This window comes from Nocardioides luteus (assembly GCF_015752315.1).
Taxonomy (GTDB): domain Bacteria; phylum Actinomycetota; class Actinomycetes; order Propionibacteriales; family Nocardioidaceae; genus Nocardioides.
This window is the reverse complement of sequence record NZ_JADOVJ010000001.1, coordinates 3,531,763-3,555,757: the sequence shown is the minus strand read 5'-3', so window position 1 is coordinate 3,555,757 and position 23,995 is coordinate 3,531,763. Positions and strand designations below refer to the sequence as shown.

26 protein-coding genes and 1 riboswitch are annotated in these 23,995 nt (G+C 69.0%); of the genes, 15 read left to right on the top strand and 11 right to left on the bottom strand.

The genetic code is table 11. The features are described from left to right. Positions 1 to 44: 44 nt before the first annotated feature. Positions 45 to 656: a TetR/AcrR family transcriptional regulator gene (locus HD557_RS17060; RefSeq protein ID WP_196874736.1), complete on the top strand. Its 612-nt coding sequence runs from the start codon at positions 45 to 47 to the stop codon at positions 654 to 656. Between the two features lie 93 nt (positions 657 to 749). Here HD557_RS17060 and HD557_RS17055 read toward each other — a convergent pair whose 3' ends face one another. Then, positions 750 to 965, bottom strand: a complete 216-nt coding sequence (locus tag HD557_RS17055) for a hypothetical protein (protein ID WP_196874735.1) — start codon at positions 963 to 965, stop codon at positions 750 to 752. A gap of 119 nt (positions 966 to 1,084) precedes the next feature. Between HD557_RS17055 and HD557_RS17050 the strand changes: the two genes are divergently transcribed. Next, on the top strand, positions 1,085 to 2,068 hold the full coding sequence (locus HD557_RS17050) for a carbohydrate kinase family protein (RefSeq protein ID WP_196874734.1): 984 nt from the start codon (positions 1,085 to 1,087) through the stop codon (positions 2,066 to 2,068). A 12-nt stretch (positions 2,069 to 2,080) separates the two neighbouring features. Here HD557_RS17050 and HD557_RS17045 read toward each other — a convergent pair whose 3' ends face one another. Further along, on the bottom strand, positions 2,081 to 2,317 hold the full coding sequence (locus HD557_RS17045; protein WP_008363166.1) for a sulfurtransferase TusA family protein: 237 nt from the start codon (positions 2,315 to 2,317) through the stop codon (positions 2,081 to 2,083). After that, positions 2,314 to 3,423, bottom strand: coding sequence for a cysteine desulfurase family protein (locus HD557_RS17040; protein WP_307785648.1), 1,110 nt, complete (start codon positions 3,421 to 3,423; stop codon positions 2,314 to 2,316). Before HD557_RS17040 ends, HD557_RS17045 begins: the two co-directional genes overlap by 4 nt. A gap of 175 nt (positions 3,424 to 3,598) precedes the next feature. On the opposite strand from HD557_RS17040, the gene ctaC reads away from it, so the two are divergent. The 10 genes from ctaC to HD557_RS16990 all read left to right on the top strand — a co-directional run bounded on the left by ctaC (position 3,599) and on the right by HD557_RS16990 (position 13,289). Beyond that, positions 3,599 to 4,492: an aa3-type cytochrome oxidase subunit II gene (gene ctaC / locus HD557_RS17035; protein ID WP_196874732.1), complete on the top strand. Its 894-nt coding sequence runs from the start codon at positions 3,599 to 3,601 to the stop codon at positions 4,490 to 4,492. Then, entirely contained in the window at positions 4,489 to 6,171 is a 1,683-nt protein-coding gene (ctaD, locus tag HD557_RS17030; protein ID WP_008363159.1) for an aa3-type cytochrome oxidase subunit I, read from the top strand. The genes ctaC and ctaD overlap by 4 nt, the downstream gene beginning before the upstream one ends. Before the next feature lie 5 nt (positions 6,172 to 6,176). Beyond that, positions 6,177 to 6,593 carry a cytochrome c oxidase subunit 4 gene (locus HD557_RS17025; RefSeq protein WP_008363158.1) on the top strand — a complete coding sequence of 139 codons (417 nt, stop codon included), beginning with the start codon at positions 6,177 to 6,179 and terminating at the stop codon, positions 6,591 to 6,593. 302 nt (positions 6,594 to 6,895) lie between these two features. Continuing rightward, complete coding sequence (locus HD557_RS17020; RefSeq protein ID WP_008363157.1) at positions 6,896 to 8,053, top strand: L,D-transpeptidase; 1,158 nt, start codon at positions 6,896 to 6,898, stop codon at positions 8,051 to 8,053. 204 nt (positions 8,054 to 8,257) lie between these two features. Next, positions 8,258 to 8,980 carry an HAD family hydrolase gene (locus HD557_RS17015; RefSeq protein WP_196874730.1) on the top strand — a complete coding sequence of 241 codons (723 nt, stop codon included), beginning with the start codon at positions 8,258 to 8,260 and terminating at the stop codon, positions 8,978 to 8,980. Then, positions 8,974 to 9,951 (top strand): phosphate/phosphite/phosphonate ABC transporter substrate-binding protein, encoded by a 978-nt coding sequence (gene phnD / locus HD557_RS17010; protein ID WP_196874729.1) that lies wholly within the window; start codon positions 8,974 to 8,976, stop codon positions 9,949 to 9,951. Before HD557_RS17015 ends, phnD begins: the two co-directional genes overlap by 7 nt. Beyond that, positions 9,948 to 10,751: a phosphonate ABC transporter ATP-binding protein gene (gene phnC, locus HD557_RS17005; RefSeq protein WP_196874728.1), complete on the top strand. Its 804-nt coding sequence runs from the start codon at positions 9,948 to 9,950 to the stop codon at positions 10,749 to 10,751. The genes phnD and phnC overlap by 4 nt, the downstream gene beginning before the upstream one ends. Continuing rightward, positions 10,748 to 11,569, top strand: a complete 822-nt coding sequence (phnE, locus tag HD557_RS17000) for a phosphonate ABC transporter, permease protein PhnE (RefSeq protein WP_196874727.1) — start codon at positions 10,748 to 10,750, stop codon at positions 11,567 to 11,569. Before phnC ends, phnE (HD557_RS17000) begins: the two co-directional genes overlap by 4 nt. Next, positions 11,566 to 12,441 (top strand): phosphonate ABC transporter, permease protein PhnE, encoded by an 876-nt coding sequence (gene phnE / locus HD557_RS16995; protein ID WP_196874726.1) that lies wholly within the window; start codon positions 11,566 to 11,568, stop codon positions 12,439 to 12,441. Before phnE (HD557_RS17000) ends, phnE (HD557_RS16995) begins: the two co-directional genes overlap by 4 nt. After that, positions 12,438 to 13,289, top strand: coding sequence for a MurR/RpiR family transcriptional regulator (locus HD557_RS16990; protein ID WP_008363150.1), 852 nt, complete (start codon positions 12,438 to 12,440; stop codon positions 13,287 to 13,289). Before phnE (HD557_RS16995) ends, HD557_RS16990 begins: the two co-directional genes overlap by 4 nt. 4 nt (positions 13,290 to 13,293) lie before the next feature. On the opposite strand, the gene HD557_RS16985 is transcribed toward HD557_RS16990, so the two are convergent. The 5 genes from HD557_RS16985 to ctaE form a co-directional block, all read right to left on the bottom strand. Next, a complete protein-coding gene (locus tag HD557_RS16985; RefSeq protein ID WP_196874725.1) occupies positions 13,294 to 13,674 on the bottom strand; it encodes a hypothetical protein in 381 nt (126 codons plus the stop codon). 114 nt (positions 13,675 to 13,788) lie between these two features. Next, positions 13,789 to 15,516 carry a cytochrome bc1 complex cytochrome b subunit gene (gene qcrB, locus HD557_RS16980; RefSeq protein ID WP_008363146.1) on the bottom strand — a complete coding sequence of 576 codons (1,728 nt, stop codon included), beginning with the start codon at positions 15,514 to 15,516 and terminating at the stop codon, positions 13,789 to 13,791. Next, entirely contained in the window at positions 15,513 to 16,676 is a 1,164-nt protein-coding gene (qcrA, locus tag HD557_RS16975) for a cytochrome bc1 complex Rieske iron-sulfur subunit (protein WP_008363144.1), read from the bottom strand. The genes qcrB and qcrA overlap by 4 nt, the downstream gene beginning before the upstream one ends. After that, positions 16,673 to 17,554, bottom strand: a complete 882-nt coding sequence (gene qcrC / locus HD557_RS16970; protein WP_040757077.1) for a cytochrome bc1 complex diheme cytochrome c subunit — start codon at positions 17,552 to 17,554, stop codon at positions 16,673 to 16,675. The genes qcrA and qcrC overlap by 4 nt, the downstream gene beginning before the upstream one ends. A gap of 13 nt (positions 17,555 to 17,567) precedes the next feature. Next, complete coding sequence (gene ctaE, locus HD557_RS16965; RefSeq protein ID WP_196874724.1) at positions 17,568 to 18,233, bottom strand: aa3-type cytochrome oxidase subunit III; 666 nt, start codon at positions 18,231 to 18,233, stop codon at positions 17,568 to 17,570. Positions 18,234 to 18,372: 139 nt separating this feature from the next. Between ctaE and HD557_RS16960 the strand changes: the two genes are divergently transcribed. Both HD557_RS16960 and trpD read left to right on the top strand, forming a co-directional pair. Next, a complete protein-coding gene (locus HD557_RS16960) occupies positions 18,373 to 18,783 on the top strand; it encodes a hypothetical protein (RefSeq protein WP_008363138.1) in 411 nt (136 codons plus the stop codon). Further along, complete coding sequence (trpD, locus tag HD557_RS16955) at positions 18,780 to 19,817, top strand: anthranilate phosphoribosyltransferase (RefSeq protein ID WP_008363137.1); 1,038 nt, start codon at positions 18,780 to 18,782, stop codon at positions 19,815 to 19,817. Before HD557_RS16960 ends, trpD begins: the two co-directional genes overlap by 4 nt. A gap of 33 nt (positions 19,818 to 19,850) precedes the next feature. Here the strand turns inward: trpD and HD557_RS16950 are convergent, their stop codons facing one another. The 3 genes from HD557_RS16950 to HD557_RS16940 all read right to left on the bottom strand — a co-directional run bounded on the left by HD557_RS16950 (position 19,851) and on the right by HD557_RS16940 (position 23,368). After that, the gene (locus HD557_RS16950) at positions 19,851 to 20,129 is read right to left on the bottom strand and encodes an Lrp/AsnC family transcriptional regulator (protein WP_040757138.1); all 279 of its coding nucleotides are present in this window, start codon (positions 20,127 to 20,129) and stop codon (positions 19,851 to 19,853) included. A 23-nt stretch (positions 20,130 to 20,152) separates the two neighbouring features. Further along, positions 20,153 to 21,904 carry a DEDD exonuclease domain-containing protein gene (locus HD557_RS16945; RefSeq protein WP_374221686.1) on the bottom strand — a complete coding sequence of 584 codons (1,752 nt, stop codon included), beginning with the start codon at positions 21,902 to 21,904 and terminating at the stop codon, positions 20,153 to 20,155. A gap of 198 nt (positions 21,905 to 22,102) precedes the next feature. After that, complete coding sequence (locus HD557_RS16940; protein WP_196874723.1) at positions 22,103 to 23,368, bottom strand: NYN domain-containing protein; 1,266 nt, start codon at positions 23,366 to 23,368, stop codon at positions 22,103 to 22,105. A 122-nt stretch (positions 23,369 to 23,490) separates the two neighbouring features. On the opposite strand from HD557_RS16940, the gene HD557_RS16935 reads away from it, so the two are divergent. Next, positions 23,491 to 23,688, top strand: coding sequence for a hypothetical protein (locus HD557_RS16935; RefSeq protein WP_008363129.1), 198 nt, complete (start codon positions 23,491 to 23,493; stop codon positions 23,686 to 23,688). 96 nt (positions 23,689 to 23,784) lie between these two features. Then, positions 23,785 to 23,989, top strand: a riboswitch (cyclic di-AMP (ydaO/yuaA leader). The last annotated feature ends 6 nt before the right edge of the window (positions 23,990 to 23,995 follow it).

Genomic DNA, 23,995 nt, shown 5'->3' with positions numbered 1-23,995 from the left:
TTCAAATGTGGGGACAGTCCCCGGTTATTGTCAAGGGGTATGGGATGACTGCGACCGAGATCACCGGCACCGAGATCACCGACTGGGAGAGCAGGCGGCCGAAGCGGGCCGACGCGCGCCGCAACTACGACGCCGTCGTCGAGGCGGCCCGCGCGGCCTTCGCGCGCGACGGCGTCGACACCTCGATCGACGAGATCGCCCGTTCCGCGGGTGTCGGTAACGCGACGCTCTACCGGCACTTCCCGACGCGCGACGAGCTCATCGCGGTGGCGCTCGCGGAGAACATGGCAGCCGTGCACAAGCGCGGCACCGAGCTCGCCGAGACCGAGGAGCCGCTGGTCGCTCTGCGGGAGTGGCTGCTGGCGACGATCGCGCAGATCGGGACCTACGGCGGACTCCCGGACAGCGTGCTCGACGCGGCCGGCCGGGAGGGGTCGCTGCTCGGCGTGACCTGTGCGCACATGCAGGAGACGACCAAGGAGCTGCTCGCCAGGGCGCAGGAAGCCGGCGAGATCAAGCCGGACGTACGCATGGAGGAGCTCTTCGACCTCGCCGCTGGGATCGCCTGGGTGATCAGCCGGGACAGTGCCGCCGACACCGCCCGCGCCGGCCGGCTCCTCGACCTCGCGCTGACCGGGATGATCGCGCGGGGCTGAGCCTGGCGCGGACATGACAAGAGCCCCTGTCCGTGACAGGGGCTCTCATGTCTTCCGGTCGCCGCGACGCACCAGGGCGGCGGCGTCGCCGGCTCAGGTCAGGGCGAGGCCGTCGGCGACGTGGCCGCAGGTCTCGAGCATGGCGGCGTCGCGCGGCTCGCGGGACTGCATCCGCACCGCCGGAGCGGGGCGGGCCGTCTCGCGCACCCGTGGTGCGGGCAGGCGCAGCGCGCTGTCGGCGGCGGCGCAGTCGGCGCAGAGCTGCGCGGGGCTGTCGAGGTCGTCGTACGGAACGCGCATATCTGTCATGCAAACGACGGTAAGCACTACCAACCGGTAGTTGAAGGCCGACTCAGCGGTAACATTTCATCTCCTGGCAACGGTCGAGCCTTAACGTCGCCCGAGGTCTCGCCGGTAGGGTTCCGCGCATGTCCGGTTCACTCCTGATCGCAGGCTCCATCGCCACTGACCACCTGATGAGCTTCGGTGGAAAGTTCGCCGACTCGCTGGTCGCCGACCAGCTCGACAAGCTCTCGGTGAGCTTCCTGGTCAACGACCTCGAGATCCGCCGCGGTGGCGTCGGCGCCAACATCTCCTTCGGCCTGGCCAACCTCGGCCTCTCGCCGGTGCTCGTGGGGGCGGTCGGCGAGGACTTCGCCGACTACCGCTCCTGGCTCGAGCGCCACGGCGTCAACTGCGACCACCTGCGCGTCTCCGAGACGCTGCACACCGCGCGGTTCGTGTGCACCACCGACACCGCGATGGCGCAGTTCGCCAGCTTCTACCCGGGCGCGATGGCCGAGGCCCGCGAGATCGAGCTCGGCCCGATCGCGGAGAAGGTCGGCGAGCCGTCCTTCGTCCTGGTCGCTCCCGACGACCCCGACGCGATGAGGCGCCACACCGAGGAGGCCCGCCAGCGCGGCTACACCTTCATCTCCGACCCGAGCCAGCAGCTCGCCTTCGGCGACGGTGAGCTGATCCGCGATCTCGTCGACGGCGCCGCCTACCTGTTCACCAACGAGTACGAGTCCCACGTCCTCGAGCAGAAGACCGGCTGGTCGGCCGAGGAGGTCCTGGCGCGCGTCGGCACCCAGGTCACCACGCTCGGCAAGGACGGCGTACGCATCCAGCGCAAGGGCGAGGAGCCGATCCAGCTGCCCGCGGCGAAGAACGTGAACGCGGTCGAGCCCACCGGCGTCGGCGACGCCTTCCGCGCCGGCTTCCTGGCCGCGCTGGCCTGGGACTGCGAGCTGGAGCAGGCCGCGGAGGTCGGCTGCGTCTTGGCCGCCTACTGCGTCGAGACCGTCGGCCCGCAGGAGTACTCCTTCACCGCCGAGGAGTTCGTCGCCCGCGTCCGCGAGTCCTACGGCGACACCGCCGCCGACCAGATCGCCTCGCACATCAAGGCCTGAATCCTCCTCCGCTCAGCTGAGACGGCGTATCCGATACACGGGTACGCCGTCTTCTGCTTCCACCTCGCCGACGAACTCCTGGCCGCGCATGCGGGCCCAGGCGGGCACGTCGTGGTGGGCGGCGACGTCGTCGGCCGCGACGGCGATGACCTCGCCGACCTCGACGTCGCCGAGGTGGCGGCCGAGCTCGATGATGGGCCGGGGGCAGGCCTGGCCCCGGCAGTCGAGGGTGACGACCGGCGCGCTCACAGCCCGGCCTCGGCGCGTAGGTCCTTGACGATCCCGGGCAGTGCGTCGAGCACGCGCTCCACATCCTCTCGCGTCGTGTCGCGGGTCAGCGACAGCCGAACGTTACCGTGTGTGAGCGCTCCCATGGCAGCAAGCACACGAGACGGCTCGCGGGTGTCGGAGGTGCAGGCGGAGCCGCTCGCGACACCGGCGCCGAGGCGGTCCAGCGCGGTCACCAGCGCCTCGCCGTCGACGTACAGAGCCGAGAACGTCACCAGGTGGGGGAGCCGGTCCTCCGCGGGGCCGGCGACGTCGACGTCCGGGATCTCCGCCCCGACCCGTTCCCGGACAAGCGAGATCAGCTCGTGCTGGCGGGCGTTGACCTCCTCCCGCTCGGCGACGACCGCCTGGAGCGCAGCCGCGGCGGCCAGGGCCCCGGGGATGTTCGTGAACCCCTGATCCGTACGCGACCACTCATCGCCCGGGAACGGCCAGCGCCACCGCGCCGACCTGCGCACGACCAGCACTCCCACGCCGCCGGGGCCACCCCACTTGCGGGCGGAGCCGGCGATCGCGTCGCCGACCGAGGGCAGGGGCAGCCGTCCCATCGACGCGCCCGCGTCGACGAAGAGGGAGGCCGGGCCGGCGGCGGAGGCGACGTCGTCGAGCGGCTGCAGCGTGCCGACCTCGTGGTTGGCCTGCTGGACGGCGACCACGTCGACCTCTCCGGCCGCGACGGCGTCACGTACGGCGGCGACCTCGACCCGCGCCTCGCCGTCGACGGCCAGCTCGGTGACGGGAGAGCGTTGCGACCAGCGCGCGGCGTCGATGACGGCCTGGTGCTCGACGGCACTGTGACCGATACCACGTGATCCGAGCCCCAGCAGGCCCGCGTGCACGGCGGTGGAGCCCGACGATGTGAAAAGCACCTCATCGCGACGTACGCCCAGCGCCTCGGCCACGACCTCGCGGGCGTTCTCGAGCAGCAGCCCCGCGTTACGGGCCGGCCGGTGGAGGCGGCGGGGGTCGGCGTACCCCTGCTCGGCCGCGGCGAGAAGCACGTCGCGGGCCGCCGGATGGAGCGGTTCGGCCGATGCGGCGTCCAGGTAGGTGAAGCTGTCGGTCACAGAACCCAACGGTAGCCATACGCGACATGGGGAACCCCTGAAGATGAATCCAGAGGCGCTCGCGGTAGTCTGCCGACATCTGAGTGTTCGCATGAGAGAGAGGCTCGTAGTGGGTCTGCACTTGCCAGGGGCCGGATCGACTCCGTCCCACGCCCGCGCCCGACGTGGTGCGCTGGTGGCGACGCTGACGGCCGGCGCCCTCCTGCTGAGTGGTTGTTCGGACGAGGCGGCGCGTTTCGGCTTCCCCGAGCCACGTTCTGAGCAGGGGGAGCACAACCTCGCCCTGTGGCAGGGCGCATGGATCGCCGCGCTGCTGACCGGCATCCTGACCTGGGGGCTCATCTTCTGGGCGATCTGGCGCTACCGGCGCCGCAGCGACGCCGACATCCCGGTCCAGACGCGTTACAACCTGCCGCTGGAGATCTTCTACACGATCGCTCCGGTCCTGATGGTGATCGTGTTCTTCGACCACACCGTCAAGGTCCAGAACGAGATGCTGGACGACGGGTCGCCGACCAACGTGATCGAGGTCACCGGCCAGCAGTGGCAGTGGACCTTCAACCACGGCATCGGCGAGCTGGACGCCAGCGCGGACGACAACCTCGTCGACGACGAGTTCCCCTACGACAGCTACGGCTATGTCGTGGGCACCGGCTCGCACATCCCGACGCTGGTCCTCCCGGAGAAGACCACCACGCGCTTCAACCTGCGCTCGGCGGACGTCATCCACAACTTCGGCGTGCCGGAGTTCGGCATGAAGATGGACGTCGTCCCGGGTCGGGTCAACCACTACTCGATCACCACGAAGGAGGCCACGGCCACCTTCAACCCGGGTGCCAACGACCTCATCGAGGGCAAGACCTTCCGCGGCGCCTGCTACGAGCTCTGCGGCGTCTACCACGCCCGGATGATCTTCAAGGTCGCGATCCTCTCCGAGAGCGACTACAAGTCTTACGTCGACGCGCTGGCGCAGAAGGGCTTCGAGGCCGAGCGCCCGCTGCTCGGTGGTGGCAAGTCCACCCGCACCACCGACGACATCGCCAGCCACAACGAGGAGGAGGGCGAGTGACCGCCACAGCTGCGCGCCCGGTCACCGGGGGCCCCAAGCCGCTCGGTAAGCACATCTACCAGCTGCTGACCACCACCGATCACAAGCTGATCGGCAAGATGTACCTGGTCACGTCGTTCGCCTGGTTCCTCGTCGGCGGCCTGATGGCGCTGCTGATGCGCTCAGAGCTGGCCTTCCCGGGTCAGCAGGTCGTCAACGACGAGCTGTTCAACCAGCTGTTCACCATGCACGGCACGATCATGCTGCTGCTGTTCGCGACGCCGCTGTTCTTCGGCTTCGCCAACGTCATCATGCCGCTGCAGATCGGCGCCCCTGACGTCGCGTTCCCGCGACTCAACATGTTCAGCTACTGGCTCTACCTCTTCGGTGGTCTGATCGCGGGCAGCGGCTTCTTCACCCCGACGGGCGCGGCCGACTTCGGCTGGTTCGCCTACACGCCGCTGTCCAGCGCGCAGTACTCGCCGGGTGTCGGTGGCGACCTGTGGATCATGGGTCTCTACATGGGTGGTCTGGGCACCATCCTGGGCTCGGTCAACTTCATCACCACGATCATCTGCATGCGTGCGCCGGGCATGACCATGTTCCGGATGCCGATCTTCACGTGGAACGTGCTGATCACCGCCCTGCTCGCGCTGATCGCGTTCCCGATCCTGGCCGCCGCGCTGCTGATGCTCGAGTCCGACCGCCAGTTCGGCTCCCACGTCTTCGACGCCGCCCACGGCGGCCCGATCCTGTGGCAGCACCTGTTCTGGTTCTTCGGCCACCCCGAGGTCTACATCATCGCGCTGCCGTTCTTCGGCATCATCTCCGAGATCCTCCCGGTCTTCAGCCGCAAGCCGATCTTCGGCTACATCGGCCTGGTGGCCGCGACCCTCGGTATCGCGATCCTCTCGGTGGCGGTGTGGGCGCACCACATGTTCGTCACCGGCGCGGTCAACCTGCCGTTCTTCTCCGGCATGACGTTCCTGATCGCGGTGCCGACAGGGGTGAAGTTCTTCAACTGGATCGGCACGATGTGGGGCGGATCGGTCAGTTTCGACACCCCGATGCTGTGGTCGATCGGCTTCCTGACGACCTTCCTCTTCGGTGGTCTGACCGGCATCATCCTGGCGAGCCCGCCGCTCGACTTCCAGGTCTCCGACTCCTACTTCGTGGTCGCGCACTTCCACTACGTCGTCTTCGGCACCGTGGTGTTCGCGATGTTCGCCGGCTTCTACTTCTGGTGGCCGAAGATGACCGGCCGGATGCTCGACGAGCGCCTGGGCAAGGTCCACTTCTGGCTGCTGTTCGTCGGCTTCCACGCGACCTTCCTGGTCCAGCACTGGCTCGGTGTCGAGGGCATGCAGCGGCGTATCTCCGACTACCTGCCCAGCGACGGCTTCACCTTCCTCAACCAGTTCTCGACCGTGGGCGCGTTCCTGCTCAGCCTGTCGATGCTGCCGTTCTTCTACAACCTCTACGTCTCGCGTCACGCGCCGATCGTCGAGGTCGACGACCCGTGGGGCTGGGGCCGTTCGCTGGAGTGGGCCACCGCCTGCCCGGCGCCGCGCCACAACTTCGTCTCCATCCCGAAGATCCGCTCGGAGTCCCCGGCCTTCGACCTCCACCATCCGGAGATCGCCGCGCTGGAGCACGATGAGGACGATCTCGTCTCCACCAGCTCCAACAAGGAAGGCTGAGCCCGATGAAGTCTGAAGCCTGGATCTTCGGGGTCTGCACCGCCTTCATGGTGCTGGTCACCCCGGCCTACTGGTTCGTCACTGCGGCCTCCTCTGAGGGTGGTGACTGGACCGGCACCTCGGCGCTGGTCATGTGCACGCTGCTGTTCACCATGATCTGGATCTACCTCGGCTTCCACGCCATCCGGATGGATCCGCGTCCCGAGGACCGCGAGGACGGGGACATCGCCGAGGGCGCCGGCGAGTACGGCTTCTTCCCGCCGTTCTCCTGGTGGCCGCTGTGGGCCGGCCTCACCTTCGGTCTGGTCGTCCTGGCCGTCGCGATGGCCGCCTGGTGGCTGGTCATCATCGCCGCCGTGCTCGGCATGCTGGCCACCGCCGGCTGGAACTTTGAGTACTACCGAGGCGAGTTCAAGCACTAGGCGCCGCCCGGCACGCACGCTCGCTGCGTTGTGGGCGCTCGACGACCGGCTTCGCCCTGAAGGTCGCCTTCGCACCCACGCCTTGCGATCGCACGCGCCGGACGACGCCTATACAGCGGGGCCCGATCCACCACGGATCGGGCCCCGCTGCCGTTCTTGGGCGGCTCTTGGCAATGCCCGATAGGGTTATCGCGCCCGCCTCCCGGTTCAGAGCGCTGGGTTCACAATTTCAGGTCTGGAGCAGTCTCACCGTGTCAACGCAGTCACCGTTTCGCCGCCCGTCCCTGCTGGCCCGTCGGGGGGTGCTGTTGACCACCGCGACCGCGGTCCTGACCCCCGTGCTCGCCGCGTGCGGGGCCGACCCGGCGTCGAAGGAGCCGAAGAAGCCCGCCGAGCCGACGGTGCAGATCACGCCCAACGTCGAGAACGAGGCCACCGGGGTCGCGGTCGACAAGGTGGTCAAGGTCGACGTGGCCAAGGGGCGGCTCGACGAGGTGATGCTGACCGGGGCCAAGGGCACCAAGGTGCGTGGCACGATCACCGAGGACGGCCTGAGCTGGAGCGCAGGTGAGGTGCTCGAGCCGACCGCCTCCTACACGCTCGCGGTCACCGCGACCGGTGACGACGGTCTGCAGAAGAAGAGCCAGATCACCTTCTCCACCGAGGACCTCGGCCTGGACCGCCAGACCTACCCGTCGATCGCACCGCTCAACGGGGAGACCGTCGGCGTCGGGATGCCGATCATCGTGACGTACGACCTGCCGGTGAAGAACAAGGCCGCCTTCGAGAAGAAGATGCTGGTCGAGTCGACGCCCGAGCAGGAGGGGTCCTGGTACTGGGTGAGCGACAAGGAGGTCCACTACCGTCCGCGCACCTATTGGCAGGCGAACTCCACGATCAACGTGAAGCTCAACATCAACTCGGTCCCCGCGGGCGGCGGCATCTTCGGCCAGAAGAACCGTGAGATCACCTTCAAGACCGGCGACGCGCACATCTACCGGGCCAACGCGCAGACCCACCAGATGGACGTCTTCAAGAACGGGCAGAAGATCAAGACCATCCCGATCACGACCGGCAAGGAAGGGTTCATCACCCGAAGCGGCGTGAAGGTGATCATCGAGAAGTTCAAGCGCAAGACCATGAACTCCGAGACCATCGGGATCAACGAGGGCGACCGGGAGTACTACAACATGGAGGGCGTGAAGTGGGCCATGCGGCTCACGTTCTCCGGTGAGTTCATCCACGGCGCGCCCTGGTCGGTCGCGCAGCAGGGCAACGCCAACGTCTCCCACGGCTGCACCGGGATGAGCGACGAGAACGCCAAGTTCCTCTACGACATGACCCGTCGCGGCGACGTCGTCGAGACCGTCGGGACCAACCGCGAGATGACCTTCAGCAACGGCTGGGGCGACTGGAACACCCCCTACGAGGAATACCGGGCCGGGTCTGCCCTCGCCTGACCCGCGGCGCGCCGAAGCCGGCTTGGGCCTGTGAGGCGGCCCGAGTCGATATCGTGCATTGCAGTAAATAGCGTGTGACATCAAGCGTTTGCTGCTTGCGTCCTGAAGCGTCTTTACCTACGTTCCAGTTATCACGTAATCGCGTTGCGCAGGGCTGACCCCGACGGCCCGCGCCCCTGGAAGGTGGATGCGTTGCCTCGGCCGGTGCTGGTACTGGACCTGGACGGCACGGTGTGTCTCGGAGACACTCCGGTGCTTCTCTACGCCGAGAGGGTGGCGGCCCTCACCGCCGTCCCTGAGGCGCTCCTGGAGGCCGCTGAGGCCTTCCTGGGGAAGCGGCTGCCCGAGAGTGCCCCGAAGACGCTCACAGGCGCTCAGGACGGCTATGAGGCGGTCAAGATCCTGGGCCTGGCCGCCGGGGTCACCGAGGAACAGTTGAGCGCTGCGTACGTCCTGAGCAGGGCGGAGATGAGCGAGTGCCCGGGGGACATCCACACACCCGACGGGCTGACCGATCTGCTCGCCGGGATCGACGCGCACCGGGTGATCCTGACCAACTCGCCCGGCAGCGGGCTGGACGCGATCCTGGAGCACCTCGGCCTGGGCGGCGTGGTCGACGAGGTGCGCACCGACGCGCTCAAGCCGACCCGGATGAAGGGGCACCTGGATGCCTTCCTCGATGCCGCGGGCGCCGCCGACGCCCCCGAGTGGTTGATGTCGGTCGGCGACATCTGGCGCAATGACCTGGCTCCCGCCGTCGAGCGTGGTTGTGTTGCTGCGTACGTTGATGCCTTCGACCGCCGGCAAGGACCAGCTCATGTTCGTGCAGGATCACTCGTGGACCTGTACCCCGCAGTCTCGGACTGGTCGAGTGACCCGTCATCCTTCATCGCAGCTCACCCCCTCAAGGAGTCTGTCCAATGTTGAGAACCCCCAGGAACCGGTTGCTGGCGGTCGGTGCCGCCGCATCGCTCGCCCTCTCGCTCGCCGCCTGTGGCAGTGGTGAGGACAGCGCCGCGCCCGCGGAGGATCCCGAGGAGATCGTGCTCTCGCTGGTGCCCTCGGGCGACGTCGACTCGATCACGCAGAGCGCGAAGGGCCTGGAGTCGTTCCTCAGCGACAAGATCGGGATCCCGGTACGCGCCGAGGTCACCGAGAGCTACGCCGCCGCGATCGTGGCGATGAAGTCCGACCAGGCGCAGGTCGCGATGCTCGGCCCGATCGGCATGGTCCAGGCCGAGGACCAGGCTGGCGCGGTGCCGGTCCTGCAGTCGGTGCGCTACGGCTCGGGGACCTACCACACCCAGTGGTTCACCAACGACCCCGAGACCTACTGCGCCGACGAGGTCAAGGTGGTCGAGGGCTTCAAGTACTGCAACGGCACCGATGCCGCCAAGACCGGCCCCGCTGGCGAGGAGGCGATCGCCAAGATCAAGCCCGGCACCTCGATCGCCTTCGTCGACCAGGGCTCCGCCTCGGGCTACTACTACCCGGCCACCCAGTGGAGCCAGGTCACCGGCGGCGACGCGCTGGTCGACCTCGACGCGCAGTTCGCCGGCGACCACGACGCCGCGGTGCTGGCGGTGGCGCGCGGCGACTACCCGATCGGCGTGAGCTTCGACGACGCCCGCGAGGAGGTCGCGGCCGACGAGCCGAAGGTCGCCTCCGAGGTCGTGGTCTTCGCCTACTCCACCGAGATCCCCAACGACGGCATCGTCGTCGCCGGCGGGCTCTCCAAGGAGCTGCGTACGAAGGTGACCGACGCGTTCACCGCGATGGCGAAGGACCCCAAGGGGCTCAAGACGCTGGAGGCGGTCTACGAGATCGAGGGCCTCGAGAAGGTCGACACGGCAGCCCTGAAGAAGGCGAAGTCCGTGGAGGAGAACTTCGGCGAATGAGCGGCTCGAACCCCGGAGGCGGGCCCGCTGGTGGTCACCGCATCGTCTTCGACGATGTCTCGGTGGTCTACCCGAACGGCACCCGGGGCCTGGACGGGGTCTCCCTGACCATCCCGGCAGGGGAGTTCGTCGTGGTCGTCGGGCTCTCCGGGGCGGGCAAGTCGACGCTCATCCGCACGATCAACGGCCTGGTGCCGGTCACGTCGGGCTCGCTCTCGGTGGGCGGGACCGAGGTGGCCACGGCCCGCGGCCGCCGGCTGCGGCGGCTGCGCGCCGAGATCGGGATGATCTTCCAGGGGTTCAACCTGGTGACCCGTCGCTCGGTGATGGGCAACGTGCTCACCGGCCGGCTGCACGCCCAGTCGTGGCTGCGGTCGGCTCTCGGCGTGCACACGAAGGCCGACAAGGAGATCGCCTTCGAGGCGCTCGAGCGCGTCGGGATCGTCGAGAAGGCATGGGTACGCGCCTCCGAGCTCTCCGGCGGACAGCAGCAGCGGGTCGCGATCGCTCGGGCGCTCGCGCAGCAGCCCTCCGTGGTGCTCGCCGACGAGCCGGTCGCCTCGCTCGACCCGCCCACAGCCAACCTGGTGATGCGCGACCTGCAACGGATCAACCGGGATCTAGGTATCACTACCGTGGTCAACCTGCACTTCCTCGATCTCGCCCGGCGCTACGCCGACCGCATCATCGGCATGCGCGCGGGACAGGTGGTGTTCGACGGCCCCGCTGCCGCGGCCGACGACGCGGTCTTCGAGAAGATCTACGGCCGCTCGCTGACCGCCGAGGACGTATCTGCATGAGTCAGGCCACCCTCGAGCGCCCGGGCGGCCAGCGCCCGGTCCGCCCGGAGCAGCCGCCGCCGAGCCCGCTGCTCGTCGGCGGCGTTCTCGGTGCCGTCGCGATCACGGTGGTGGCGGGCTGGGCGATCGACTTCTCGCTCGCCCCGGTGATCGAGCAGTGGCCGATGCTGACCTCGATCCTCGCGGAGGTGGTCCGTCCCGAGTGGCAGGAGATCACCGATCCCTCCTCGCGGCTGTGGACCGCCCTCATGGAGACGGCCGCCATCGCGGTCATCGCGACGTTCGTCGGCTCCCTGATCGCCCTCGGCGTGGCTCTGCTGGGCTCCAAGGTCAGCGCGCCACCTGCGGTCTACCGGGTCATCAAGCCGGTGATGTCGGTGATCCGGTCGCTGCCCGACATGGCCTACGCGCTCGTGTTCGTCGCCGTCGTCACCGGTCCGCTTCCCGGGATCCTGGCGCTGACCATCTTCAACATCGGCATCGTCGCCAAGCTGACCGCGGAGAGCATCGACGCCGTCGACCCGGGGCCCCTGGAGGCGCTCGACGCGGCCGGGGCGACCCGCTGGCAGCGGGCCCGTGCGGCGATCGTGCCGCAGATCCTGCCCAACTACGCCTCGTACGTCCTGTACGTCTTCGAGCTCAACGTCCGCGCCTCGGTGGTGCTGGGCGCGGTCGGGGCCGGCGGGATCGGGCAGCTGATCATGCTCTACTTCAACCGGGCCGACTACGCGCGGCTCGCGGCGGTCGTCATCGTCATCTTCGTGGTCGTCGTCGCGATCGACCTGCTCTCCCAGATCCTGCGCAGGAGGCTGGTGTGACCGAGGCGACCGCCACGCGGCCCAAGCCACCGCCGAAGTGGCCCTACACCGTGGCCGGGCTGACGCTGATCGGCATCGTGCTGATCGCCGGTTGGTCCCTGGACGACGCCAAGTGGGAGCGGCTGCCGCAGTTCCCGGGAGAGATCCTGCAGTACGCCGGCCAGATGCTCGACGGCTTGCTGACCTGGCCGGGAGCCCATCCCGAGGGTCAGGCCGACCCGGAGCTCACCTACGGAGACTGGTGGCTGCAGTCCTTGAAGCTGATGGGGGAGTCGGTCGCGCTCGCCTGGATCGGCACCTGCGTCGGAGCGCTGTTCTCCTTCCCGCTGGCGTTCCTGGCCGCCTCCAACACCTCGCCGCTGGTCGTACGCGTCCCGGTGCGGCTCTTCTTCAACGCCATCCGCGCGGTCCCGGAGATCCTGCTCGCGGTGATCGTCATGCTGCCCCTGTTCGGGCTCAACCCGATGGCGGGAGCGATGGCGATCGGCGTCCACTCGATCGGCTCGCTGGGCAAGCTGACGCTGGAGAACATCGAGGCCGTCGATCCGCGCCCGGTCGAGGCGGTCGCCGCCGCCGGCGCGTCGTGGTGGCAGCGCATCCGGGCTGCGGTGATCCCGCAGATGCTTCCCGAGACCGTGGCGTTCTGGCTATACCGCTTCGAGGTGAACATCAGGGCAAGCGCAATCCTCGGCGTCGTGAGCGCCGGTGGAATTGGAGCGCTTTTAAACCGTGTCCTTCGGGGCAGAGAATGGGAGTGGGGTGGAATCATGCTAGCTGTGATCATCATCGTGACGATCCTGGTGGACCAGCTGTCTGCAGCGCTGCGTCACCGGATCCTGCACGGCGCCGAGGCCACTGCGGTGGCGGCATGACGAGTGCGCCGGTTCTTCCCGCCATCCGGGCCGCCATGCCGCGGCTCAACCCTTCCGAGCGCGCGGTCGCCGAGGTCGTGCTGACCCGCTCGGAGTGGGCCATCGAAGCGACCACCGCCGAGATCGCCGCCGAGGCCTCCGTCTCGACCGCGACCGTGGTTCGTGCCGCGCAGAGACTCGGGTTCCGCGGCTTCCCGCACCTCAAGGTGCTGCTGGCCCGCGACCTGGGTTCGGCCAAGACCGAGACGACCGAGGGGGGCAGCCCGCTGACGGTGGTGCGCTCCTTCTTCGCCGACATCGCCGACTCCGCCTCCGACATGGTCGGCCTCCTCTCCGAGGAGCAGGTCAGCCGGGCCGTCGAGCTGCTCGCCGAGGCCCGTTCGATCCTCGTCGCCGGCACCGGGGTCTCCTCCCCGGTGGCCCAGGACATCGCGATGCGGCTGGGCTCCCAGGGCCTCAGCACCGTCGCGCCCAGCGACCACCTCGACCAGCTCATCCGGGCTCGGCTGCTCCAGCCCGGCGACGTCTGCGTCGTCGTCAGCGGCACCGGCGCCACCGCGCCCACGATCCAGGTCGCCCAGGCGGCCGTCGCCGGGGGAGCGGCCGTGATCGCGCTGACCTCCTTCACCGGCACCCAGCTGACCAAGCTGGCCGAGGTCGAGCTGGTCACCCCGCAGGGCGGCCGGGCCGGGTTCCGTCAGGAGCTCGACTCGATCATCCGGATCCCGCAGCTGATCCTCGGCAACGCTCTCGTCGCCGCCGTGGCGGCCCGCGACCCCGAGGCCGCGGCCAACGTACGCGCCCGGGTGCTCGAGGTCGTCGGCGGCGAGCTCGACCCGCAGGGCTGATCCTCTAGAGATAGGCCCCGAGCAGCTCCGCCTCCGCGCGGAGCTGCTCCGCTTTTTCGCCCGCTCCGTGGCTCTCCATGTCTGCCGCGGCGGCCCGACGCTCGGTCTGCTCGGCCGAGATGATCTCGCGGATGTCCTTGTCGCTCAGGTCGCGCCTGGCGGCCTCGGTCGCACCGACGCCGGTCGCGGCGCCGGCGATCGGTCCCTGTGCCGACGTGGAGCTCGAGGCGGTCCCGTCCGTGGCCAGGGCAGTCTCCGTCACCGGGAGCGCCTCGGCGTTGGCGATGGCGGCCAGCGTCGAGCGCAGCACGGCCGTCGCCGTGGTGTCGCGGGCCTTACGGGCGGTGAGGAGGTCGGCTCGGAGGCGAGCCTGGAGGCCGGTCATGTGCTGGACCCTAGGTTTCCGGCCGGGGGAGGGGCAACCGGGTTTCGGCCCGGGAAAACGCACGTGGCGCCGTCCCCCGGAGGGAACGGCGCCACGTGGCGTACGGCTTCAGCGTCAGTGGCTGAGGGGCTCCTCGATCGCCGAGTGGCGGTGATCGTCGAAGTCGTGACCGTCGACCTGGTGACCCTCGTGGGCGGCCAGCTCGTGAGCCTCGTGCTCGGCGTGGTGGTGCGCCTCGCTGAGCTCCTGGGCGGTGGGCTTGTCCACGTCGTGGTCGTAGTAGAAGGCGCGGAGCTTGGCGCGGAACGACTGCTTGCCGTTCTTCTTCAGCTCCGGCTCCTCGCCGGCCCGGCCGCGGTCGCGGACGGTCATGGCGAAGGCCTCGTCCTCGGGAAGCGGCAGGTGCTTCTCGTGGTAGGCGCCCTCCGGCGTACGGATGACCGTGCCGGTCTCGTAGCCGTGCAGCAGCTTCTCGTTGTCGTGACGCTGCAGCGAGATGCACCAACGACGCGTGATGATGAACGCCACGATCGGACCCAGGAACACGAACGCCCGCAGGAAGTAGGTGATCTGGTTGATCGAGAGGTCGAACTTGATCGCGATGATGTCGTTGCCGCCCGCGGCCCAGAAGCCCGCGTAGAACGTCATCAGCGCGACGAACGTGGCGGTGCGGGTCGGAGCGTTGCGCGGGCGCTGGAGCAGGTGGTGCTCGCGCTTGTCACCGGTGATCCAGGCCTCGATGAACGGGAGCATCAGCACGACCATCCAGGCCGCCATCGGCAGCACGATGACCGGGAAGAAGATGTTCCACGACCAGGTCGAGCCCCAGAAGTGCGACTCCCAGCCCGGCATGATGCGCAGCGCGCCGTCGGGCCAGCCCATGTACCAGTCGGGCTGCGAGCCGGCGGTGACCTTGGTCGGGTCGTACGGCCCGAACTTCCACACCGGGTTGAGCGAGAAGAAGGCACCGAGCAGGGCGGTCACACCGAAGGTGATGAAGAAGAAGCCGGTCATCTTGGAGATGTAGTTCGGCACCATCGGGTAGCCGACGACGTTCTTCTCGGTGCGGCCGGGTCCAGGCCACTGGGTGTGCTTGTGGTAGATCAGCAGGATCAGGTGGGCACCGATCAGCGCCAGCAGCAGCGCCGGGATCAACAGCACGTGGATCGTGAACAGGCGCGGGATGATGTCATCGCCTGGGAACTCGCCTCCGAACAGGAAGAACGAGATGTAGGTCCCCACGATCGGGATCGCCATCATGAACCCGTCCGCGGCCCGGATACCGGTGCCGGAGAGCAGGTCGTCGGGGAGCGAGTAGCCGGTGAAGCCCTCGAGCGTGCCGAGGAGCAGCAGCGTGGCGCCGATGACCCAGTTGATCTCACGCGGCTTGCGGTGCGCGCCGGTGAAGAAGACGCGCATCATGTGGATCATCATCGAGGCGATGAACAGCATCGCCGCCCAGTGGTGGACCTGGCGCAGCAGCAGACCGCCGCGTACGTCGAAGGAGATGTCCAGCGTCGAGGCCATCGCCTCGGACATGTCGATGCCGCGGAGCGGCGCGTAGGAGCCCTGGTAGGTGATCTCGGCCATCGACGGCTTGAACCACAGGGTCAGGAAGACACCGGTGACCAGCAGGACCACGAAGCTCCACAGCGCGATCTCACCCAGCATGAACGACCAGTGGTCGGGGAAGATCTTGCGGGAGAGGAACTTGCTCAGGCCGCCGAGGCCGAGGCGCTCGTCGGCCCAGTTGGCCGCCGCACCTGCCTTGGTCGGCTTGCCCGCCGGGGCAGCGGGATTGGTGCCGTTACTGGCGGCAACCTTGGACGTGTCGGTGCTCACTGTCCGCCCTCCTTGTAGCCGTACTGCTCAGCATCGGCGGCGTGGTCCTTTGACCAGTCGTCGAAGATCTCGTCGATGTCGTAGGTGTTGCGCTCCCAGTAGCTGACGCCCACAGGCTCAGGGTAGTCGGAGAGGGCAACGAGGAAGCCGTCCGCGTCGACGCCCAGCGGCAGCTGCGGCAGGTGACGGCCGGCCGGACCGAAGATGACCTTGCCGTGGTCGGCGAGGTCGAAGGTCGACTGGTGGCACGGGCACAGCAGGTGGTGCGTGGTGCGCTCGTTCAGCGAGATCGGGCAACCGACGTGGGTGCAGATCTTGGAGTAGGCCACGATGCCGTTGACCGACCAGTTGCGGGTCACGTCGTTGGCGATGTCGTTGGGGTCCATGCGGAGCAGGATGGTGGCCGCCTTCGACTTGGCGATCTGCAGCGGCGCACCGTGCAGGCTGCCGTCGAAGATCGTCGCCGGCTCGGCGTTGACCAGGTCACCGACCTCCAGGTCGCCCGGGCGGATCGGGGTGCCGACCACGTCGCGCACGACGCGCACGCCGGCGTCCCAGACGGTGTGCTCGAGGCCGGCACCGGGGTAGGGCTGCTCCTCGGTGATCTGGGCGTTGGTCTGGCCCAGGTCCTTGAGCATCACGATCGCGGGCAGACCCAGCAGGGCGGCCGAGCCGATCATCGCGTTGCGGATGAACGGGCGGCGAGCCATGCCGGACTCGTGGAGCGCGGCCTTGAGCTCGGCGACGGCCACCTCGCGGGTGGCGGGGGAGGAGGCGGCCGGGTGGCGGTCCTCGGCGTGCTCGATGTCGACGACGAGCTTGCGGGCCCACTGGATGACACCGATACCGAGGAAGAGGAGCGCGAGTCCGAGGGTCGAGCCCAGCGCCAGGTTGGAGGCGCCGTAACCGGCCCAGACGTCACCGTCGTAGCCCGGCTTGATGGTGAAGTAGGCGACCACGAACAGCACCGAGCACAGCGCGGAGAGACCGAAGAAGAGGCTCACCTGACGCTCGGCGCGCTTCTCCGCCTTCGGGTCGACGTCGGTAGGACGCCAGTGATGCTCGTGCATGCCCGGGTCGGGCAGCAGCGCGTCCGTGTGCGCGTTGAGCTCGGGGTGCGAGTCGTCGTGCTTCTCGATCTCGCTGAGATCGCTGCTCACTTGGCAGATCCCTTCTTGGTCTGGTTGGTGCGCGTGGTGTGCGAGGCGATCCACACGGCGAAGGCCACCAGGACGCCGAGACCGACGATCCAGGCGACGATGCCCTCGGTCACAGGACCGAGCGAACCGTTGTTGAAGCCGCCGTAGTCGGGCTGCTCCTTCATCGACTCGACGTAGGAGATGACCGCCTTCTTCTCCTCCGGGCTGATGTTGCCGTCGGAGAAGGTGTCCATGGACTGCGGACCGGTCAGCATCGCCTCGTAGATGTGCTTCGGGTCGGTGTTGAGGATGCTCGGAGCCTCGCCGCCGCGCGGCATCGCGCCGCCGGCACCGGTGAAGTTGTGGCAGGCGGTGCAGTTGGTCAGGAAGATCTGGCCACCGAGGGTGACCGCCTCCTCCTTCTCCTTCTCGGAGGCGTAGGTCTCCGGGTCGTACTGCTCCTCGTCCGGGATCGCCGGGCCGGGGCCGAGGCTGGCGACGTACGCGGCCATGGCGTCGATCTCGTCCTGGTTGAAGCTCGGGTCCTTGACCTCGACCTGCGCACCGGGCTGGGCCATCGGCATCCGGCCGGTGCCGACCTGGAAGTCGACGGAGGCGGCACCGACACCGATCAGGGAGGGGCCGTAGAGCTTCCCGTTCTGGGTGGTGATGCCCTCACCGTTGGAGCCGTGGCAGGTGGAGCAGTTGATCATGAAGAGCTCTTTGCCCTCGGCGACGAGGGCGGCGTTGTCCTTCTCCTGCTCGGCCTGGGAGGCCGGGGCGAGAGCGGCGTACGCACCGCCGGTGCTCAACAGGGCGACCAGGAGCACGGCGGCACCGGCCAACGGGCGGCGACGGTGCCGCGACAGTCGACCGACGGAGCGGTTCAGTAGACGCACATTCAGTCCTTGGTCACTTGAGGAGGTAGATGGTCGCGAACAGGCCGATCCACACCACGTCGACGAAGTGCCAGTAGTAGGACACGACGATCGCGGAGACGGCCTGCTCGTGGGTGAAGCGCTTGGCGACGTAGGTCCGGCCGAGCACGAAGAGGAAGGCGATCAGACCGCCGGTGACGTGCAGGCCGTGGAAGCCGGTGGTCAGGTAGAAGACAGAGCCGTAGGGGTCGTCGGGACCGGTGATGCCCCGGTTGAGGGCGATGCCTTCCTGCACCAGGGCCGCGTACTCCGTCGCCTGACCGGCGATGAAGATCGCACCCATGAGGTAGGTGAGGATGAACCACTCACGCAGACCCCACAGACGGATCGCGAGCAGGGAGCCCTTACGTCCGACCTGGCCGCGCTCGGCGGCGAAGACGCCGAACTGGCAGGTGAACGACGACAGCACGAGGATGGTCGTGTTGACCGCCGCGAACGGGATGTTGAGTCCCTCGGTGTTTGCCTCCCACACCTCGGGGCTGACCGCGCGGATCGTGAAGTAGGCCGCGAACAGCGCCGCGAAGAACATCAGCTCGCTTGCGAGCCAGATGATCGTCCCCACGCTGACCATGCTCGGACGGTCGTGATGCCCGTGCAGGCGGGCTGTTGGAAGAGTCGATACTGTCGCCACGCCCGCCATTATGTCCTGCCCCTTTCCCAGAGTCTTCTTGGGACCCTGTGTGTCGTGTTCGAGGGTGCTCTCACATCCCTTGGACACCGCTCAGGTTCGGTGTGTGACATATGGCCGCGGACCCTGGTGTTGGCGCTAGCATCGGGGTGTGACCGACACCACCCCGAATTCCTTGAAGATCCTCGTCTACAGCGACGACATCGACGTACGCAAGCAGGTGATCCTCGCTCTGGGGCGCCGTCCGCACCCGTCCCTTCCGGAGGTGGAGTACGTCGAGGTGGCGACCGAGCCCGCCGTGCGCGCGCAGCTCGACGCCGGTGGGCTGGCGCTGGCGGTGCTCGACGGGGAGGCCGCGCCGGCCGGCGGGCTGGGGATCGCCAAGGCGGTCAAGGACGAGGTGCCGGGCGCTCCGCCGATCGTGGTCCTCATCGGTCGTCCCCAGGACGCTTGGCTCGGCACCTGGTCGCGTGCGGAGGCAACCGTCGCCCACCCGCTCGACCCGTTCGAGCTGGCCCGGACGGTGGTGGGACTGCTGCGGCCCGTTAACGTTGGCGCATGACGTCCGCCCCCAACTCCTGGCCTGAGGTCCTCACCACGCTGGTCGCGGGACAGTCCCTGTCCGCGCACCAGTCGGCGTGGGCGATGGGGGAGATCCTCTCGGGCGAGGCGACGAGCGCGCAGATCGCCGCCTTCGCGGTGGGGTTGCGCGCCAAGGGCGAGACCGTCGACGAGCTCGCCGGGGTCGCCGACGGGATGCTGGCCAAGGCCAACCCGATCTTCGTGCCCGGGCGCGTGCTCGACATCGTCGGCACCGGTGGTGACCGGTCGTTCTCGGTCAACATCTCCACCATGTCGGCGATCGTCGCGGCCGGTGCCGGCGCCAAGATCGTCAAGCACGGCAACCGGTCCGCCTCCTCCAAGTCGGGGTCGGCCGACGTGCTCGAGGCGCTCGGGATCCGGCTCGACCTCGACGTCTCGCGTGTCGGCGAGGTGGCCGAGGAGGCCGGGATCACCTTCCTGTTCGCCGCTGCCTTCCACCCCGCGATGCGTCATGCCGCCGCCGCCCGGCGGGAGATCGGCATCGCCACCGTCTTCAACCTGCTCGGCCCACTGACCAACCCGGCGCGACCCGCGTCCTCCGCGATCGGCTGCGCCGATGCCGCCGCTGCGCCGGTCATGGCCGGCGTCTTCGCCCGCCGTGGCGTCGACGCCTGGGTCTTCCGCGGCGACGACGGCCTCGACGAGCTCACCACCACCACGACGTCCCACGTGTGGATGGTTTCGCAGGGCGTCGTGACCGAGGCGAGCGTCGAGCCGCTCGACCACGGCATCGCCCGCGCCACCGCCGAGGACCTGCGCGGCGACGACGCCGCCTACAACGCCGCTGTCGTCCGCCGCCTGCTGGCGGGGGAGAAGGGCGCCGTACGCGACGCGGTGCTGCTCAACGCCGGCGCCGCCCTCGCGGTCCACGACGCCGGCTCCGGCAGTGTCGACGAGCGGCTCTCCGGTGGTATCGCCCGGGCAGCTGACGCCATCGACTCGGGGGCTGCTCAGGCGGTGCTCGACCGGTGGGTCGCGGCTACATCGCGTTGATGTAGCGGATCACACACCGAGCGCGCCCGTCAGTCAGTCCAGGCCGATGGAGAAGGCGGCTTCCAGGTCGACCTGGGAGTAGGTGCGGAAGGCGATGTGGGTCTCGGTCTCGAGGACGCCGGGGACCTTGTTGACCTTGTCGGCGACCACCGTGGCCACGTCCTCGTGGGCACGGACGCGCACCAGGGCGATCAGGTCGATCTGGCCGGTCACGGAGTAGACCTCGCTGACGCCGTCGATGGCGGCCACGGCCTCTGCCACCTCGGGGATCTGGGAGACCTCGGCATTGATGAAGACGATCGCTGTGATCACGCAGGTCACGTTAGCCGATCGGTCTAGAGGCTCGCTGCCCGCCGGCCCGCACCGTCGATCGGGCAGGTCCACTCGCCCTCGATGTGGGCGAGGCGTACGCCCGGGGACTCCAGCCAGCGCAGCACCAGCTCGGTCTCCTCGGCACTCGCGGCCGGCACCGGTCCCGGTGCGTCCAGGACCGTCTCCGCGCTGAGCTGGAGGTCGGCGACGTAGGCGTGCGCATTCGCCTCCCGGGGGATCACCCCGGCCGCGGCGAGCCGCCCGTGGCGGACGACGTGGACCGCCCAGCGGCCGTCGTCCTCCCGCCGGATCGCGGTGAGGTCGGGCAGCCGGGTCAGGGCGCTGAGCCGCTGGGTGCGGGCCGCGGCGCGCAGGTAGGAGGTGAGCCGGTCGCGGTGGACGGCCGCCTCCTCGAACCGCTCCTGCTCGGCCAGGCCGGTGAGCCGCTCGGTGATCGTCTCGACGACCTCGTCGGGCCGGTGGAGGATCGACTCGCGGACCCGGGACACCAAGGTCGCGTACGTTTCGGCCGGGACGCTCTGGTCGCACGGGCTCAGGCAGCGGTGGAGCTCGGCGAGGACGCACGGGGTCTTGCGCGGGAGCAGCGGGAGCCGGTCGGAGCACTGCCGGATCGGGAACGTGTCGTGGAGGGCCTGGAGCGCCTTCTCGGCGACCTTCTTGGAGCCGAACGGCCCGAGGTAGTCCGCGTCGTCGTCGAGCACCCGCTTGACCAGCGAGAGCCTGGGCCACGGCTCCTGGGTGAGCTTGACGAAGTGCATCTTCTCCGGTCGTCGCGAGCGACGGTTGTAGGGCGGCTTGTGCTCACCGATGAGCCGCAGCTCGCGCACCCCCGCCTCCAGCGCCGTGGCGCACTCGATGCCCTGCACGGTCGCCGCCAGCCCGACCATCTCGCCCATCCGGGAGCGGGTCTCGGAGGCGGTGAAGTAGGTGCGTACGCGCGTGCGCAGGTCCTTCGAGGTGCCGATGTAGAGCACCCGGTCCTGGCTGTCCTTGAACAGATAGACGCCGGGCGCGTGCGGCAGGTCCTCGGCCAGATGGCGCTTCTTGCGCTGGGCGGTGGTGACCTTGGTCGAGAACGCGGCCAGGTCCTCGAGGGTCAGCACACCGAGGTTGCCGAGGCGCTCCATCATCCCGTGGAGGACGTCGACGGTGGCCCGTGCGTCCTGGAGCGCACGGTGGTTGGGGGTCGTGGGGGAGCCGAAGACCCGCGCGAGCGAGCCGAGCTTGTGGTTGGGCGCCTCGTCGCGGGTGATCACCCGCCGGGCGATCTTCACCGTGTCGAGCACCTCGAAACGCGGCCAGGGCCGCTCCTGCTTCGCCGCGAAGTGCTTGAGGAAGCCCACGTCGAACGGAGCGTTGTGGGCGACCAGCACGCAGCCCTCGGCGAACTCGAGGAACGCCGGCAGCACCGACTCGATCGTGGGGGAGGAGGCGACCATCGAGTTGGTGATGCCGGTCAGGACGGCGATCGACGGCGGGATGCCGGTGTGCGGGTTGACCAGCGTCTGGAACTCACCCAGCACCTCGCCGCCGCGCACCTTCACCGCGCCGATCTCGGTGATCATGCCGCCGTTGTCGGGGCTGTTGCCGGTAGTCTCCAGGTCGACCACGCAGAAGGTGAGGTCGCGCAGCGGTCGGCCGAGCTCGTCGAAGCCGCGCTGCGCCTCCCAGCGGCCGGCGGTCTCCTGGTGCCGGCGTGCCACGGCTCGGGCGCGCATCTCCTTCCGCGCCTCACGAACCGCCATCGTGCTCATGTTCGAACACACTAGCGGGCGCCACCGACAGTGTTCGATGCGATTGCTTCGCAATTCGCGCAGCGCCTGCGCTTGATCCTCGTCTTCCTCCGCTCCGTTCGTCGCTTCGCTCCTCACTGCGCTGCGTCCAGACGAGGAGCGCTCCGGCGCTGGTCGTCGGGGATCGCTTCGCAATTCGCGTTGCCCGAGAGCGCGCCGTCAGCCGAGAAGGGGCGAGAGCGAGGAGAGCGGGACGGTGCGGGCGCCGGCGCGGCGTACGTCCTTGATGACCTCGGCGTCGTCGGTGGCGACGAGGACGACACGGCCGGCGGGCTCGGCGTCGACGAGGTCGCGGATGACGTCGTCGGCGATGACGCCCTCGGGGGAGAAGATGACCTTGACGCCACGAGGGGGCACGGCGGTGGGACGTACGGATGCGGAGTGGGCGTCGAAGACGACGGTCGTCTCGGCGCCGGTGCGGGCCGCGATCGGGGCGATCGCGCGCAGCAGCCGCAGCCGCTGGGCATCGAGCGCGGAGTCGGGCCACAGGGCCTTGGAGACGTTGTAGCCGTCCACGATCAGCCGGACCCTGGGCATCGCCAGGAACTGCTCGAGGTGGGCGCTGCTGGTGACGCCGACGCCCGCGGCGGCGTCGGCGGAGGCCAGCTCGGCCTCGACCCGCTCGCCCGGGGTGCCGGTGACCGGCGGCAGCGCGAGCTCGCGGCGGAGCCCGCCGGCCGCGTCGAGCAGGGTGTCGAGCAGGAACCGGGCCCGCAGCGAGGCGTCCTCGCGGTCCGTCTTCGACGTACGCCGCTCGGCGGCCGCCTCGCGCTCGAGCTTGTCGATCTGGCCGCGGAGCTGGCGCAGCTGGCGGTCACGGGAGGCGAGCTCCTCCTGGGCGCGGGCGAGCGCCTCGCGTGCCTCGGTCAGAGCCTCGTCCAGGCCGGTGCCGGCCTCGCGGGCGGCGGCCCGCGCCTCGCCGAGCTTGCGGCGCAGCGCAGTGTTGTCGGCCTTGAGCTCGTCGAGCCGCGCCTTGCGGTCGGCACGCACCTCGCGGATCTCGTCCTCCGCCGCGGCGAGCTTGCCGCGAAGGCGAGCGACCTCGGCATCGACCACCGGGACCGCGGCGGCGTCCAGCCGGTCCAGGGCCTCCTTGAGCGAGACCTCCCAGCCGTCGGGGCGGACGAGCCACACGACGGCGGCCGCCTCGGCCGGATCCTCCGGCAGCGTGACGTCCTCGCCGGAGCCCTCGGAGACGTACGCCGGGCGCAGCTGGCTCCCGACCTTCTCCCGCACCTCGTCGTCGGTCTCGAGCACCGAGGCGATCATCGCGCCGCCGGCCTTGGCGCGCCGGGCGGGCGCGAAGTCGGCGATCCGCTTGAGCGCGGGCGGGAGCCGCACCACGTCGGGAAGCACCCCGGCCGTGAGCGCGACGATGCGCCCCCGGACCGTGTCGGGGAGCGTCGCGTACGCGGAGACCTCCATGTTCCAAGTGTAGGGACCACCCCAGCGATCGCCGCCTCGAATACCGCGCTGCGATGGCGATGACACGCCGCACGCAACCGTACGAAAGCAAAAATGTCGGTGGTCGGTGAGACCGTCGCATCATGACGACGAGAATCGACTGTGACACCTGCCTCGTGCGCGGACTGGCGTGCCACGACTGCGTGGTCACCGTGCTGCTGGGCCCGCCGCCGGAGCTGACCATCGAGGACGAGGAGCGCCGGGCGCTCGACGTGCTCGCCGACGGCGGGCTCGTCCCGCCGCTGCGGATGGTGGCTCTGCCACTAGTGGAAGGTATGTAGCCGAACTTTTGGGCGTGGGTGGTTGGCAGGTGGGGGATCCCGTCGGCTAATGTGCGCAGGAACTTGGCGCTCGTGGAAGTGAGTCAACCGGCTCACGCGAGTGTCGCGCTTAGTCCAGGCCCGCTTCGGGGCGGGCCAGGAGCCGGGGAACCACACCGGTCGTACGCCGCAAGACGGAGTGCGATCACCTGGGGTGCATCCGCCGCAAGGTCGATCTGGGAGACCAGGTCGAGGAGCGGTGGTAGGGCAGGTCGTGCCTGAACCCGTCAGCTCACCCGGTAGGCGTTCAACGACTACACAAGGAGAC

Excerpts from the sequence above, each read along its gene's own strand:
- HD557_RS17060 (WP_196874736.1), top strand. The coding sequence starts at position 45 with ATGACTGCGACCGAGATCACCGGCACCGAGATCACCGACTGGGAGAGC.
- HD557_RS17055 (WP_196874735.1), bottom strand. The coding sequence starts at position 965 with ATGACAGATATGCGCGTTCCGTACGACGACCTCGACAGCCCCGCGCAG.
- HD557_RS17050 (WP_196874734.1), top strand. The coding sequence starts at position 1,085 with ATGTCCGGTTCACTCCTGATCGCAGGCTCCATCGCCACTGACCACCTG.
- HD557_RS17025 (WP_008363158.1), top strand. The coding sequence starts at position 6,177 with ATGAAGTCTGAAGCCTGGATCTTCGGGGTCTGCACCGCCTTCATGGTG.
- phnD (WP_196874729.1), top strand. The coding sequence starts at position 8,974 with ATGTTGAGAACCCCCAGGAACCGGTTGCTGGCGGTCGGTGCCGCCGCA.
- phnC (WP_196874728.1), top strand. The coding sequence starts at position 9,948 with ATGAGCGGCTCGAACCCCGGAGGCGGGCCCGCTGGTGGTCACCGCATC.
- phnE (WP_196874727.1), top strand. The coding sequence starts at position 10,748 with ATGAGTCAGGCCACCCTCGAGCGCCCGGGCGGCCAGCGCCCGGTCCGC.
- HD557_RS16990 (WP_008363150.1), top strand. The coding sequence starts at position 12,438 with ATGACGAGTGCGCCGGTTCTTCCCGCCATCCGGGCCGCCATGCCGCGG.
- HD557_RS16985 (WP_196874725.1), bottom strand. The coding sequence starts at position 13,674 with ATGACCGGCCTCCAGGCTCGCCTCCGAGCCGACCTCCTCACCGCCCGT.
- ctaE (WP_196874724.1), bottom strand. The coding sequence starts at position 18,233 with ATGGCGGGCGTGGCGACAGTATCGACTCTTCCAACAGCCCGCCTGCAC.
- trpD (WP_008363137.1), top strand. The coding sequence starts at position 18,780 with ATGACGTCCGCCCCCAACTCCTGGCCTGAGGTCCTCACCACGCTGGTC.
- HD557_RS16945 (WP_374221686.1), bottom strand. The coding sequence starts at position 21,904 with ATGAGCACGATGGCGGTTCGTGAGGCGCGGAAGGAGATGCGCGCCCGA.
- HD557_RS16940 (WP_196874723.1), bottom strand. The coding sequence starts at position 23,368 with ATGGAGGTCTCCGCGTACGCGACGCTCCCCGACACGGTCCGGGGGCGC.
- HD557_RS16935 (WP_008363129.1), top strand. The coding sequence starts at position 23,491 with ATGACGACGAGAATCGACTGTGACACCTGCCTCGTGCGCGGACTGGCG.